This window comes from Plantibacter sp. Leaf314, assembly GCF_001423185.1.
Lineage (GTDB): Bacteria > Actinomycetota > Actinomycetes > Actinomycetales > Microbacteriaceae > Plantibacter.
The window spans coordinates 767,055-780,320 of sequence record NZ_LMOB01000001.1 but is presented as its reverse complement, the minus strand read 5'-3'; the positions used below and the strand labels follow the sequence as shown (position 1 = coordinate 780,320).

The window sequence follows — 13,266 nt, the reverse complement described above, 5'->3', positions numbered from 1 at the left end:
GCGAACCGTCGGTGTCCGAGGTGCCGAATAGAATCAAGGGCATGACGGGGATCGAGCTGGGCACGAAGCTCGGCGGCGTCCTCGGTGGGCGCACGGCCACGGCACTGCAGAAGGCGTTCGGCGTCGAGACCGTCGGCGACCTGCTCGAGCACTACCCCCGTCGCTACGCGAGACGCGGCGAGCTGACGGCCATCGGCCAGCTGCCGCTCGGCGAGGACGTCACGATCGTCGCCGACGTGGTCGAGGTCCGCGACCGGGAGATGAAGCAGCGCAAGGGCTCCATCCTCGAGGTGGTCATCTCCGACGGTCAGGGCCGACTCAACCTCACCTTCTTCAACCAGAAGTGGCGGGCGAACGAACTCCGACCGGGACTCCGTGGCATCTTCGCCGGCAAGGTCGGCGACTACCGCGGCAGCTACCAACTCGCACATCCGCAATACCAGCTCTTCCCCGACGACGCCGAAGCACCGGCGCTCGCCGATGCGCAGGCGAAGGCGTGGTCCGAGGCGCCCATCCCGATCTATCCGGCGACGAGCACCATCACGAGCTGGAACCTCAAACAGTCCGTCGAGCTCGTCCTCGACGCGTTGCCGCCCCAGGAGGATCCCGTTCCGCGGTCCGTCCGCTCGGCGAGGAGCGAGCTGTCCTTCGATGCCGCCATCCGCGCGGTGCACCGTCCTGCCGTGGACCGCGACTGGCAGCGGGGGCGCCGCAGCCTCCGCTACCAGGAGGCGTATCTGCTGCAGACGGCGCTCCTCCAACAGCGCGCGGCGACCAGAGCCCTCGCGGCCGAGCCGCGCACACCCCGAGCCGGCGGGTATCTGACCCGGCTCGACGCGGCGCTGCCGTTCGAGCTGACCGGCGACCAGCAGACGGTCGGAGCGGAGATCGCCGCCGACCTCGCGCAGCGCCATCCCATGAACCGCCTCGTCCAGGGCGAGGTGGGCTCGGGGAAGACCCTGGTCGCGCTGCGGGCCATGGCGGCGGTGGCCGACAGCGGAGGACAATCCGTGCTCCTGGCGCCCACGGAGGTCCTGGCGGCCCAGCACCTGCGGTCGATCGTCCGATCCCTCGGCCCGGACCTCGCGGCGGAACTCATGCCGACCCTGCTCACCGGGCAGCTGCCGACGGCCGAACGCAAACGCGCGCTGCTCCGCATCGTCGCCGGCCAGGCTCGCATCGTGATCGGGACGCACGCGCTGCTGGGTGATGCCGTCAGCTTCGCCGACCTGGGCTTGGTGGTCGTCGACGAGCAGCACCGATTCGGCGTGGAGCAACGCGATCAGCTCCGCCAGAAGGGGCGTACCCCGCCGCACGTGCTCGTGCTGACGGCGACGCCGATCCCACGCACGGTCGCCATGACCGTCTTCGGTGATCTCGACGTCAGCATGATCAAGGAGCTGCCGCAGGGGCGCCAGGGCATCGAGAGCTTCGTGGTGGCCCTCGCGGACCACCCACGCTGGATCTCGCGCGTGTGGGAGCGGCTGGCGGAGGAACTCGCCCAGGGGCGGCAGGGGTTCGTGGTGTGTCCGGCGATCGACGCCAAGGAGGTCGAACCGGGGGAGTCCCTCGAGGAGGACGTCGATCCGGCACGCCCGGTCGCCTCCGTCCTGATGACGGTCGAGGACCTCCGGCGGCACCCGCTGCTCGCCGCCCGACGGATCGAGGTCCTGCACGGTCGTATGAGCGCCGAGGAGAAGGACCGCACGATGCGCGCCTTCGCGGCGGGCGACATCGACGTCCTGGTGGCGACCACCGTCATCGAGGTCGGTGTCGACGTCCCGAACGCCTCGACGATGGTCGTCCTCGACGCGGACCGCTTCGGCGTCTCACAGTTGCACCAGCTGCGCGGCCGGGTGGGGCGAGGTGGTGTGCCGGGCCTCTGTCTGCTCGTCACCGCGGCTGAGATGGAGAGCACCGCCCGCGAGCGGGTCGACGCCGTGGCGGCGACGCTCGACGGCTTCGACCTTGCGCAGGTCGACCTCGAACTGCGGCGCGAGGGCGACGTCCTCGGCAGCACGCAGTCCGGTGGTCGGTCATCCCTCAAGCTGCTGCGGGTGGTGCACGACAGTGAGGTCATCATCGAAGCTCGGGCTGATGCGGCCGAGCTCCTCGCCTCGGATCCGGACCTCGCCGACCACCCCGCCCTGGCGGAGGCCCTGCGCCGACGCCTCGACGAATCCGACCGCGCCGCCCTCGCCAAGAACTGAGCACGGCTAGGCTGGCTCCATGAAGCGGATCGCCGTCGTCCCCGGATCGTTCGACCCCGTCACCCTGGGGCACCTGGATGTCATCGAGCGGGCGGCGCGGATCTTCGACGAACTCCACGTCCTCGTCGTGCACAACCCCGACAAGTCCGCACTGCTGCCGATGCCGCAGCGCGTGTCGCTCCTCGAACGCTCCATCACGGATGGCGGCCTGCCGGACAACATCGTGGTGGCGCAGTGGAACGTCGGTCTGCTGGTGGACTACTGCACCGACGTCGGCGCGAGCGTGCTCGTCAAGGGCATCCGTTCGCAGGTCGACGTCGCCTACGAGACGCCCATGGCCATCATGAACCGCAGCCTCGCCGGCGTGGAGACGGTCTTCCTCCTCCCGGACCCGGCGCACGCCCACGTCTCGAGCTCGCTGGTCAGGCAGGTCGCCGCACTCGGTGGCGACGTCAGCCCGTACGTTCCACCGGTCGTGGCCTCCTTCCTGCAGGAGGGCTAGGGCGGCTCCTCGGTCGCGTTCGGCGTAGAATCGTCGATCGTGGCTAGAAAGAGAACCAACAACTCCCCGTTCAGCGTCAACGTGCGCGATCTGGTGAACCGTCCTGGGGAGATGCGTGAGCACGACCTCGAGGTGGTGCTCGCCGAGCGATGGGGCGAGGGTCTCGTCGCCGTCCAGGAGGGCACGACGCTCTCCGAGCAGGTCCGTCTCGAGTCCGTGCACGAGGGCATCCTCGTCACCGTGGACGTCGATGCGACGGCGACCGGCGAGTGCGGTCGGTGCCTCCGCGACATCGAACTGCCCGTCGAAGTCGAGATTCAGGAACTTTTCGCGTATCCTGATTCGGAAGCGTCTGACTTCGAGGTTCACGACGACCACGTGGATCTTGAACCTCTGGTCAGAGATGCGGTAGTTCTCGCATTACCGTTTCAGCCGGTGTGCCAGCCGGATTGCCCCGGACTCGATCCCGAGACCGGTGAGCGGCTGGCCGAACGTCCGGAACGACACCCCCAAGACGTCGCAGATCCTCGCTGGTCTGCGCTCGCGGGCTTGTCCTCAGACTCCGAACTTGACACAGACGCCAGCAGCGCCCCGGGCGCGGCTGCAGACACAGAAGAGAGATAGATCATGGCTGGAAACCCCCCGAAGCGGAAGGTCTCGCGCTCGAACACCCGCTCGCGTCGCTCGCAGTGGAAGGCCGCCGTGCCGACGCTCGTGAAGACGGTGGAGAACGGCCGCGTCACGTACAGCCTGCCGCACCGCGCCAAGGTCGTCGAGGACTCGCAGGGCACCGCCCTCTACCTCGAGTACAAGGGCCGCAAGGTCGCAGACGTCTGATCGCTCTGTTGAACGTCCGCGTTCGAACAGCGTGAACACGAACCATTCCGACCACACCGGGGTCGGCTCCTTCTCGGAGCCCGACCCCGGTGTCGTCGCTTGTGCCCGGCAGCTGGATGTCGATGTCTCCTATGAGCTCCTCGACCTCGCGCTGACACACCGCTCGTACGCGTACGAGCACGGTGGGCTCCCGCACAACGAGCGCCTGGAGTTCCTCGGCGACTCCATCCTCGGGCAGGCCGTCACGGTGATGCTCTACCGTGACTTCCCGCACCTCGACGAAGGCCAGCTCGCGAAGCGACGGGCCAGTCTCGTGTCGACGATCGCGCTCGCCGAGGTCGCCCGCTCGATCGGCCTGGGCGAGCGCATCAAGCTCGGCAAGGGCGAGGACCAGACCGGGGGCCGAGACAAGGCGTCCATCCTGGCCGACACGATGGAGGCCGTCATCGGCGCGACCTACCTGTCCGCCGGTCCTGACGCGGCCACGGCGCTCGTCCTGCGCCTGGTGACGCCGTTGCTCGAGAACCCCGAACGCTTCGGGGCCGCGATGGACCCGAAGACGAGCCTGCAGGAGGCCGCCGCCGCGATCGGTGCTCCGGCACCCGTGTACGAGATCGCCAGCTCCGGTCCCGACCACAACCGTCGGTTCGTCGCGACGGTCACGGTCGGCACCGCCGTCACCGCGACGGGCTCCGGCACGAGCAAGAAGCACGCCGAGATGGCGGCCGCCCTGGAAGCCTGGTCGAGGATCAGTGCCGGAACTCCCTGAGGTCGAGGTCGTCCGCGCCGGCCTCGAGCCCGCCGTCAGTGGGTCGACCATCGCCGGCGTCGAGGTCTTCGACGAACGCTCCCTGCGCCGCCACGCGAGCGGTGTCGCCGACTTCACGGCACGGTTGACGGGGCGGACGATCCGCTCGGCGGTCCGACGCGGGAAGTTCCTGTGGTTCCCGCTCGACGACCAGGAGGCGATCGTCGGCCACCTGGGGATGAGCGGACAGATGCTGCTGCGGTCGCCGGGCGACGACGCCGACCGACTCCTGCGGATCCGACTGCAGCTGGAGCATCCCGAACACGGGGAACTCTGGCTCCACTTCGTCGATCAGCGGATCTTCGGGTCCATGGCCGTGACGGCGCTCGTCCCCACGCTGGACGGTGCTGCCGGAGGGTTCGGAGACGACGTCGCACTGGTGCCGGATCAGGTCTCGCACATCGCCCGCGACCCGATGGACCCCGCCTTCGACGACGCCGTCTTCCTCCGACGGCTGCGCGAGAAACGGACCGGGGTGAAGCGGGCGCTCCTCGACCAGACCCTCGTCAGCGGGATCGGCAACATCTACGCGGACGAGTCGCTCTGGGCGGCGCGCATCCATCCCGAGCAGGAGACCGCCCGCTTGAGCCGTCCGCGCGCTGCGCGCCTGCTCGACGAGGTGCGGCACGTCCTCGCGAAGGCGCTGGCGGAGGGCGGCACGAGCTTCGACGCCCAGTACGTGAACGTCAACGGGCAGGCCGGGTACTTCGCCCACAGCCTCAACGCCTACGGCCGGCAGGGGAAGCCGTGCGCGCGCTGTGGGACGTTCATCGTGCGCGAACAGTTCATGAACCGCGGATCACACCGCTGTCCGGTCTGCCAACGCCGGACGTGACGCTCAGGCGTCGCGGGGGAGCCGGCGCTGCCATTGGCCCGAGTAGCCGACGATGCGGAACCCGAGTCGGTCGTTGATCGCGAGCATGTGTTCGTTCTCATCGGCGTTCCAGGTGTAGATCCTCGACCGCTCTGGTGCCCGCTCCGCGAGTGCGAGGAGGTTCGCCGCTTTCATCCAGAGCCCGAGGCCGTGCCCTCGGTGGGCGGCGAGGACGAGCGTGTCCCACTGCTCCGCGTGCACCTTGCCCTCGCCGAGGACGAGCTCGGTGTACCCGGCGACCGCGCCGCTGTCGCGGTGGACGGCGGCGAGGACGATCGCGTGGTCGCCCGACGCCGCCAGCTGATCCTCGCGGGCGCGGACGCGATCGGGCGTCCAGACCTCTGGGTCGAGTTCCAGATCGGCGGCCGGGATGTCGGTCGCCATGTGTTCGCGGGCAGTCGCGAGCGAGCTGAGCAGCTCATCAGGGGTGCGGTCCACCCAGTGCACGAGGCGGTACGCGTGTCCGGCTCGCGCGGTCGACGTCGCGACGATGTCCGGCAGCTTCCCGAGCGTCGTGGCGAGGTCGCAGCGGTTGGTCCGCTCGACCTGCGCGAGGGCGTATCCACGATCGAGCATGAACCGGCTGGCCGCGGCGTTCGCGGGGATCGCCCGTTCGCCGACGCTCGCGCCGAGGAGCGGTTCGTCGGACGGGATGTCGTCGACGGCGTGCTGCGTGAACGCGGTCACCGTCTGGCGACCGGCGGCGAGGGCCCGCCGCTCGAGGTCCAGCAGGAGAGCCGTGCCGATCCCTCGACGACGCGCCTCGGGAAGGACGCCGACGTCCAGGGAGGCGGTCGCCGCGTCGCCCTCGGTGCCGTACCCGAGCCAGCCGCGACCGACCACACGGCCGTCGAGGACGGCGGCGAGCAGGACGCGTCGTTGGAACCGCTGGTCGCGGTACTCGGGAAGGGTCATGGAGGAGGTCAGGGAGAAGTCGTCGGTGGACCAGATCTCCGCTTCGAGCGTGTTCGCGACCTCCTGGACCGCATCGAACACGGCCGAGCTCCCGGATGCCGGGATCTCCACGTCGTCGATCGTGACGCGCATCGTCGCCTCCCTCTCACGCCAGACCGTCCTGGGTGATGCGGTCCATGCTACGACCACCCCGGACGGCCCGCACCGCGTGGTGTCCCTCGCCCGTCGGCGGATTCGCTACCGTAGTCCACAGCATCCGCGACGCGGGAGAGGAGGTGCGCGTGTACCTGAAGAGCCTGACGCTCAAAGGGTTCAAGTCCTTCGCGCACCCCACCACCTTCGCGTTCGAGCAAGGCGTCACCTGCGTCGTCGGCCCGAACGGTTCCGGCAAGTCGAACGTCGTCGACGCACTCGCCTGGGTCATGGGGGAGCAGGGGGTGAAGACCCTCCGCGGCGGCAAGATGGAGGACGTCATCTTCGCCGGCACGTCGACGAGGGGACCGCTCGGACGGGCCGAGGTCACGCTCACCATCGACAACAGCGACGGTGCCCTGCCCATCGAGTACACCGAGGTGACGATCAGCCGGACCCTGTTCCGGAACGGCGGCAGCGAGTACGCCATCAACGGCGACACCTGCCGGTTGCTGGACGTCCAAGAGCTGCTCAGCGACTCCGGCCTGGGTCGCGAGATGCACGTCATCGTCGGCCAGGGACAGCTCGACGCCGTCCTCCGTGCGACGCCCGAGGAGCGGCGCGGCTTCATCGAGGAGGCCGCTGGGATCCTCAAGCATCGTCGCCGCAAGGAGAAGACCCTCCGGAAGCTCGAGGCGATGCAGACCAACCTCACCCGGTTGAGCGACCTCGCCGGGGAGATCCGGCGGCAGCTGAAGCCGCTCGGACGCCAAGCGGAGATCGCACGGGAGGCACAGACGATCGCAGCGGTCGTGCGTGACGCCCGCGCCAGGATCCTCGCGGACGACGTCGTCGGGCTCCGGCGCTCGCTCGACGAGCACAATCGGTCGGAGAGCGAACGGCACAGCGAGCGCCTCGTGCTCCAGGAGCAGTTGGAGCAGGCGGAGTCGCGGATCCGCCGGATCGAGCAGACGCAACTGGGCGATGCGGTCGACGACGCGCGACGGATCACCTTCGAGCTCGAGAGCGTGCAGGAGCGGCTCCGGAACCTCTACACGCTCGCCAATCAGCGGCTCGCGCTGCTCGGACCCGCGACCGACGAGGTCGCTGCCGAACCACGGATCACGAGACAGATGGTCGCCGACGCCACCGCGGAGATCGACGGGCTTCGCGCGGCGGTCGTCGAAGCGGAACTCGCCCTGCGACAGGCGCAGGCGACCACCGCCGAGCAGCGCGCCGCGCTCGACGCGGTGGACGTCGAGATCGCCGCGCAGAGCGCCCTCGTGTCACGACACGACCTGGAGTTGTCGAAACTCGCCGGTGCCGTGGACGCCGCCTCGTCCAAGTTGGCCGCGGTCCGCGGCGAGGCCCTGCGTCAGCAGAACGCCATCGATGCGGCGGTCCTCCGTCTGGACGCCGCCCGGCTGGAGGTCGAAGCGCTCGGAGACGACCCGACCCTCGCGGACGCCGCCGACTCCGGCCTCGACGACGCCTACGAGGCGGCTCAGCGCGGTGCGACCGCCGCAGAGGGCGAGATCGAGCGCCTGCGCGAACAGCTGCATGCGCTCGAACGCGAACGCGATTCGCTCGGTGCCAAGACGAGCGCGCTCTCCCGCGCACTCGACCTCAAGACCGGGTCGGCCGAACTCGCCGGCAGCGGCCTCGACGGGATCGACGGGATCGTCGCGGACCGCGTGCAGGTCCGGCCCGGCCACGAGGCGGCCGTGGCCGCAGCGCTCGGCACGCTCGCCGAGGCGGCGGTCGCGGTCGATCGACACGCTGCCCGTCGGGCGCTTGACCACGCCGCGGACCGGGAGCTGGGCCGGGTCGAGATCGTCATCGCGGACGGCACCCGCGAGGTGCCGGACGCTCCGGCCGGGTTCACCTCGGCGGCCGAACTGGTGGACGCGCCTCCCGGTGTCCTCGGGATCCTCGCGACGGTCCTCGTCGTCGACTCCCTCGACGAGGCGATCGACGCGTACGACCGCTTCGGCTCAGCGCTGACGGCGTTCACGATCGTGACCAGGGACGGCGCCGTCGTCACCGACAGCATCGTGCGTGGGGGGAGCGGTGGCGCGCAGAGTCGCATCGAACTCCTGGCCGAACGCGATGCGGCCGCCGACCGACACGGCGAGGTCGAGTCACTCATCGAACGGGCACGCTTCGCCCTGGGTGAGCAGCGGACGATCCTGCAGGAGGCGAAGCAGACGGCGCAGGCCGCGCTCAACGCCTTGCGCGAGTTCGACGCCAACCGCGCCTCGCAAGCCGAACGGGTCAACCGGGTGACCGTCCGGTACGAATCGGCCCAGGCGGAACACGACCGTCTCGTCGCGGCTGCGGCGAACGCCGACGCCGCCGTCGCCGATGCCGTCGTGGCAGCCGACCGCGCGAAGCAGGATCACGACACCGCCCGGGCGCGTCCACGCCCGCTGCTCGACGTGACGGTCCGCGACGCGCTCTCCGCCGAACTCGACGCGGCCCGTGAGGCCGAGGTGCAGCACCGCCTGCTCCTCGAGACCGCACGTGAACGCGTCCGGGCGGAGGAGCTCGCGGTCGCGAACCTCGAACGGCAGCGGCAGGCCGACGAGGCAGCCGCGGAGGAGGCCGCACGGCGGGCCGTCATCCGGGCGCGGCAGGCGGCGGCGGCCACCGCCGTCACCGAGGCGCTGCCACCCGTCCTCGACTCGGTCGACCGCTCGGTCACCGAGGCGCGGGTCGCCCTGGCGGAAGCCGAGGCGACGAGATCCAGCCGGAACGCCGAGCTCGTGCGCCTGCGTGGAGAGGAGCACACGCTCCGGCAACGGTTGCAGGTCGTCACGGAGAGCGTCCACGGGCTCGAGCTCCAGATCTACGAGAAGAAGCTGCACCTGTCCGGGCTCCTCGAGCGGGCCGGATCGGAGCTGGGACTCGTCGAGGACATCCTCGTCGCCGAGTACGGGCCGGACGTCCCCGTGCCGGTCGACCCGCCGACGCCGCGAGCCACCGCCCGGACGGCTCCGGAACCCGAGGACGCCGGTGCCGCCGACGCCTCCGGCGAGGCGACGGACGCTCCTGCGGACGCGGCTGCCGAGGCGAGCCCCGCCGGCGAGACGTCGGAGCTCGACGCGCCAGAGGTGCCGACGACCCCGTACGTCCGCGCCGAGCAGCAGAAACGACTCGCCGCCGCCGAGCGCACCTACGCGCAGCTCGGCCGGGTCAACCCGCTCGCCCTGGAGGAGTTCGCCGCGCTCGAACAACGGCACCGCTTCCTCACCGAACAGCTCGCCGACCTCACCAGCACCCGCGCCGACCTGCTGTCGATCATCGAGGACATCGACGGGAAGATGGAGGTGATCTTCGCCTCGGCGTTCGCCGACACCGAAGCCGCGTTCACCGAGGTGTTCCCGATCCTGTTCCCCGGCGGCACCGGCAGCATCTCGCTCACGGACCCCGACCACATGCTCACCACGGGCATCGAGGTGTCGGTGAAGCCCGCCGGCAAGAAGATCGAGCGCCTGTCGCTCCTGTCCGGTGGGGAGCGCTCGCTCGCCGCGGTGGCCCTGCTCATCGCCATCTTCAAAGCCCGACCGAGCCCGTTCTACATCATGGACGAGGTCGAGGCGGCCCTCGACGATGCGAACCTCGGGCGGCTCCTCACCATCTTCGAGGACCTCCGACAGACGAGTCAGCTCATCGTGATCACGCACCAGAAGCGCACGATGGAGATCGCCGACGCCCTCTACGGCGTCTCGATGCGTCAGGACGGCGTTTCGGCCGTGGTCGGTCAACGTGTCGCCGAGGAACGGGCCGGCTGATCGTTCCCCGTCCCGCGACGGGACCGCCCCGCCGACGGCTACGCTGAGACCATGGCTGCACGCACACCCTGGTCGCTCTCCGGTGCCCTCAAAGGCATGTTCCAACGTCCGACGATCGACGAGACGACGTGGGAGGACCTCGAGGACGCGCTCATCGGCGCCGACTTCGGCCCTGACGTCACCGAGTCGATCGTCACCGGTCTGCACGCCTCCGTCGACCGCTACCGCACGACCGATCCGCGCGACCTGCAGCGGATGCTCCGCGAGGAGGTCGAGGAGCGGCTGTCGAAGTTCGACACGACCCTGAAGCTCAGCGAGCGTCCGGCGGTGGTCCTCGTCGTCGGCGTCAACGGGGTCGGCAAGACCACGACCATCGGCAAGTTCGCGAAATTCCTCCGCAACTACGACCGCAGTGTCGTCGTCGGGGCGGCGGACACCTTCCGTGCCGCGGCGGTCGAACAGCTCGCGACCTGGGCGGAGCGCGCCGGCGCACAGATCGTGCGGCCCCAGCAGCAGGGTCAGGATCCGGCCTCGGTCGCGTTCCAGACGATCGAATACGCGAAGCGGACGGGGACCGAGATCGTCATCATCGACACCGCTGGCCGGCTGCAGACCAAGGGCGGACTGATGGACGAGCTGTCGAAGATCCGGCGCGTCGTCGAGAAGCAGGCGCCCATCTCGGAGGTGCTCCTCGTCCTCGACGCGACGACCGGGCAGAACGGCCTGTCGCAGGCGCAGGCGTTCATCGAGCACGCCGGCGTGACGGGGCTCGTCCTGACGAAGCTCGACGGCTCCGCGAAGGGCGGGTTCGTCCTCGCCGTCCAGGAGAAGACGGGCATCCCGATCAAACTCGTCGGACAGGGTGAGGGGATCGGGGACCTCACCGGGTTCACGCCCCACGTCTTCGCGCAGAACCTGGTGGGCAACTGATGGCGATCGAGCACGACTACTTCGGCATCATCGCGACCGAGCCGGGCGGCGGCGTGTACTGGTCGGACAACATCGACGTGGGCGAGCAGTCCGTGTCCATCTCGCTCAGCGCGCCCGAGGAGGACGAGATCCCCGCCGACGCGCTCGACCTCGCGGCCGCGATGATCCTGGCCCTCGAGGGCTTCGACCTGCGCTCCCGCGAGGCGATGCTGAGCGAGGTCGACGACCGCACCTCGGAGGTCACGGAGTACATCATCCAGGCCGTCGAGGAGCTGGGCGAGTCCTTGCCGGACGTCCTCGTCGACGAGTCCGGCGACCGCGACGTCGACGTCATCCGATCGATGACCCTGCTGAGTGTCGGGTTCGCGCCGCATCAGCACAACGGCGACGAAGCGTTCGCGATCTTCGAGTACTCACTCGACGCCGACCAGCTCGACGGCGTGCTCATGGTGGCCTACAGCTCCGACGGCGAGGTCACCGGGGTCACGAGCGAGGACTGAGTCCCGGGGCCTCGGCCCCGGGACGGAGCCCCGGCGTTCAGACCGCCTGGGCGAACCCGAGCGAGGAGTCCGCGAGATGGCGCAGGCCCTCGGGGACCGGCAGTCCCTTCGCCGTCATGGACTGCGCCCAGAGGCGACCGGCCCGGTAGGAGGAGCGGACGAGCGGACCGGCCAGCACGCCGAGGAACCCGATCTCCTCGGCCTCCTCCTTGATCTCGAGGAACTCCTGCGGTTTCACCCATCGGTCGACGGGGAGATGCCGAGGCGTCGGGCGCAGGTACTGCGTGACGGTGATGATGTCCGTGCCCGCCTCGTGCAGGTCCTCGAGCGCCTGGCTGATCTCGCTCCGGTCCTCGCCCATGCCCAGGATGAGGTTGGACTTCGTGATGAGCCCGGCGGCCCTGGCCTGGGTGAGGACGTCGAGCGACCGCTCGTACCGGAACGCGGGCCTGATCCGCTTGAAGATGCGCGGGACCGTCTCCACGTTGTGCGCGAACACCTCGGGACGTGAGGCGAACACCTCGCCGAGGAGGTCGGGGTTGCCGGAGAAGTCGGTCGCGAGGATCTCAACACCCGTGCCGGGGTTGGTCTCGTGGATGCGGCGGACGGTCTCGGCGTGCAACCACGCGCCCTCGTCGGGAAGGTCGTCGCGGGCCACACCCGTCACGGTCGCGTAGCGGAGCCGCATGCGCTGCACGGAGTCGGCGACCCGGCGCGGCTCGTCGCGGTCGTAGTCGGCGGGTTTGCCGGTGTCGATCTGGCAGAAGTCGCACCGCCTGGTGCACTGCGAGCCGCCGATGAGGAAGGTCGCCTCGCGGTCCTCCCAGCACTCGAAGATGTTCGGGCACCCGGCCTCCTGGCACACCGTGTGCAGCCCCTCCTCCTGCACGAGGGTCTGGAGCTGCCGATACTCGGGGCCCATCGTCGCGCGGGTCTTGATCCAGTCGGGCTTCCGCTCGATGGGCGTCTGCGCGTTGCGGACCTCGAGCCGCAGCAGTTTGCGACCGCCGGTGTCCGCCGCGGCATCGGGTGCCGGTGCACCACAGGCGCTCACGCGACCGCTCCGACCGCAGGGGCGGAGGTGAACCGCCAACCGTGTTGGAGGTCTGCGAACCGTTCCGCCACGCGATGAGCCACGTCACCCGGCGTGACCGTGCGGCCGAGCTCCTTGCTGATCGTGGTGACACCGGCGTCGGCGATGCCGCACGCGACGATGTGCTCGAACGGCTCGAGCGAGTTGCTGCAGTTGAGGGCGAAGCCGTGGATCGCGACCCCGCCTTGGATGCGAACGCCGACGGCCCCGATCTTCGCCGCGGGACCGCCGTCCGCCGGATCCACCCAGACGCCGGACCGTCCCTCGATCCGCCGCCCGGTGACCCCGAGCTCGGCGATGGTCCGCAGCATGACCTCCTCGAGCAGACGCACATGGGCGACGACGTCGACGGGCTCCGGCAGGCGGACGATGGGGTAGCCGGTGAGCTGTCCGGGGCCATGCCAGGTGATCCGCCCGCCGCGGTCCACCGGGACGACCGGAGTCCCGTCGTCCGGACGTTCGTCGGCGCGCGTCAGCTTGCCCGCCGTGTACACCGGCTCGTGTTCGCAGAGGATCAACTGTTCGGGGCCGGTGCCGGCGACCACGGCCGCGTGCACCCGGCGCTGCAGCGCCCAGCCGTCGAGGTAGGGGACGAACGCCGGGGCGAGTCCGGCGAGGAGGAGCTCTGTCATGGCGGCCACGATAGCATTCTTGGACGCCGTCCAAATACT

General features: G+C 69.9%; 12 protein-coding genes. 9 read left to right on the top strand and 3 right to left on the bottom strand.

What is annotated here, in order from left to right; all coding sequences use genetic code 11:
* Positions 1 to 41: 41 nt before the first annotated feature.
* The 6 genes from ASF68_RS03635 to mutM all read left to right on the top strand — a co-directional run bounded on the left by ASF68_RS03635 (position 42) and on the right by mutM (position 5,192).
* A complete protein-coding gene (locus tag ASF68_RS03635; protein WP_056006941.1) occupies positions 42 to 2,210 on the top strand; it encodes an ATP-dependent DNA helicase RecG in 2,169 nt (722 codons plus the stop codon).
* Between the two features lie 19 nt (positions 2,211 to 2,229).
* Positions 2,230 to 2,712 (top strand): pantetheine-phosphate adenylyltransferase, encoded by a 483-nt coding sequence (coaD, locus tag ASF68_RS03630; protein WP_056006938.1) that lies wholly within the window; start codon positions 2,230 to 2,232, stop codon positions 2,710 to 2,712.
* A gap of 111 nt (positions 2,713 to 2,823) precedes the next feature.
* Positions 2,824 to 3,336, top strand: a complete 513-nt coding sequence (locus ASF68_RS03625) for a DUF177 domain-containing protein (RefSeq protein ID WP_056006935.1) — start codon at positions 2,824 to 2,826, stop codon at positions 3,334 to 3,336.
* A 3-nt stretch (positions 3,337 to 3,339) separates the two neighbouring features.
* Positions 3,340 to 3,549, top strand: coding sequence for a 50S ribosomal protein L32 (gene rpmF / locus ASF68_RS03620; RefSeq protein ID WP_056006932.1), 210 nt, complete (start codon positions 3,340 to 3,342; stop codon positions 3,547 to 3,549).
* Positions 3,550 to 3,661: 112 nt separating this feature from the next.
* On the top strand, positions 3,662 to 4,318 hold the full coding sequence (gene rnc, locus ASF68_RS03615; protein ID WP_056011317.1) for a ribonuclease III: 657 nt from the start codon (positions 3,662 to 3,664) through the stop codon (positions 4,316 to 4,318).
* Entirely contained in the window at positions 4,302 to 5,192 is an 891-nt protein-coding gene (gene mutM, locus ASF68_RS03610; RefSeq protein WP_056006929.1) for a bifunctional DNA-formamidopyrimidine glycosylase/DNA-(apurinic or apyrimidinic site) lyase, read from the top strand. Before rnc ends, mutM begins: the two co-directional genes overlap by 17 nt.
* Before the next feature lie 3 nt (positions 5,193 to 5,195).
* Here mutM and ASF68_RS03605 read toward each other — a convergent pair whose 3' ends face one another.
* Entirely contained in the window at positions 5,196 to 6,278 is a 1,083-nt protein-coding gene (locus ASF68_RS03605; protein ID WP_056006925.1) for a GNAT family N-acetyltransferase, read from the bottom strand.
* A 149-nt stretch (positions 6,279 to 6,427) separates the two neighbouring features.
* On the opposite strand from ASF68_RS03605, the gene ASF68_RS03600 reads away from it, so the two are divergent.
* The 3 genes from ASF68_RS03600 to ASF68_RS03590 are packed head-to-tail and all read left to right on the top strand — an operon-like array spanning position 6,428 to position 11,502.
* Positions 6,428 to 10,072 (top strand): AAA family ATPase, encoded by a 3,645-nt coding sequence (locus tag ASF68_RS03600; protein WP_056006916.1) that lies wholly within the window; start codon positions 6,428 to 6,430, stop codon positions 10,070 to 10,072.
* 51 nt (positions 10,073 to 10,123) lie between these two features.
* Positions 10,124 to 11,002 carry a signal recognition particle-docking protein FtsY gene (ftsY, locus tag ASF68_RS03595; protein WP_056006913.1) on the top strand — a complete coding sequence of 293 codons (879 nt, stop codon included), beginning with the start codon at positions 10,124 to 10,126 and terminating at the stop codon, positions 11,000 to 11,002.
* Positions 11,002 to 11,502, top strand: a complete 501-nt coding sequence (locus tag ASF68_RS03590) for a DUF2004 domain-containing protein (protein WP_056006910.1) — start codon at positions 11,002 to 11,004, stop codon at positions 11,500 to 11,502. The genes ftsY and ASF68_RS03590 overlap by 1 nt, the downstream gene beginning before the upstream one ends.
* Before the next feature lie 37 nt (positions 11,503 to 11,539).
* Here the strand turns inward: ASF68_RS03590 and lipA are convergent, their stop codons facing one another.
* Both lipA and lipB read right to left on the bottom strand, forming a co-directional pair.
* Positions 11,540 to 12,556, bottom strand: a complete 1,017-nt coding sequence (lipA, locus tag ASF68_RS03585) for a lipoyl synthase (RefSeq protein ID WP_235522553.1) — start codon at positions 12,554 to 12,556, stop codon at positions 11,540 to 11,542.
* Positions 12,553 to 13,227, bottom strand: a complete 675-nt coding sequence (gene lipB, locus ASF68_RS03580; RefSeq protein WP_056006907.1) for a lipoyl(octanoyl) transferase LipB — start codon at positions 13,225 to 13,227, stop codon at positions 12,553 to 12,555. The genes lipA and lipB overlap by 4 nt, the downstream gene beginning before the upstream one ends.
* Positions 13,228 to 13,266: the final 39 nt, after the last annotated feature.

Coding starts and splice junctions, on each gene's coding strand:
- lipB (WP_056006907.1), bottom strand. CDS start 13,227: ATGACAGAGCTCCTCCTCGCCGGACTCGCCCCGGCGTTCGTCCCCTAC.
- ftsY (WP_056006913.1), top strand. CDS start 10,124: ATGGCTGCACGCACACCCTGGTCGCTCTCCGGTGCCCTCAAAGGCATG.
- ASF68_RS03625 (WP_056006935.1), top strand. CDS start 2,824: ATGCGTGAGCACGACCTCGAGGTGGTGCTCGCCGAGCGATGGGGCGAG.
- rpmF (WP_056006932.1), top strand. CDS start 3,340: ATGGCTGGAAACCCCCCGAAGCGGAAGGTCTCGCGCTCGAACACCCGC.
- coaD (WP_056006938.1), top strand. CDS start 2,230: ATGAAGCGGATCGCCGTCGTCCCCGGATCGTTCGACCCCGTCACCCTG.
- ASF68_RS03590 (WP_056006910.1), top strand. CDS start 11,002: ATGGCGATCGAGCACGACTACTTCGGCATCATCGCGACCGAGCCGGGC.
- ASF68_RS03635 (WP_056006941.1), top strand. CDS start 42: ATGACGGGGATCGAGCTGGGCACGAAGCTCGGCGGCGTCCTCGGTGGG.
- ASF68_RS03605 (WP_056006925.1), bottom strand. CDS start 6,278: ATGCGCGTCACGATCGACGACGTGGAGATCCCGGCATCCGGGAGCTCG.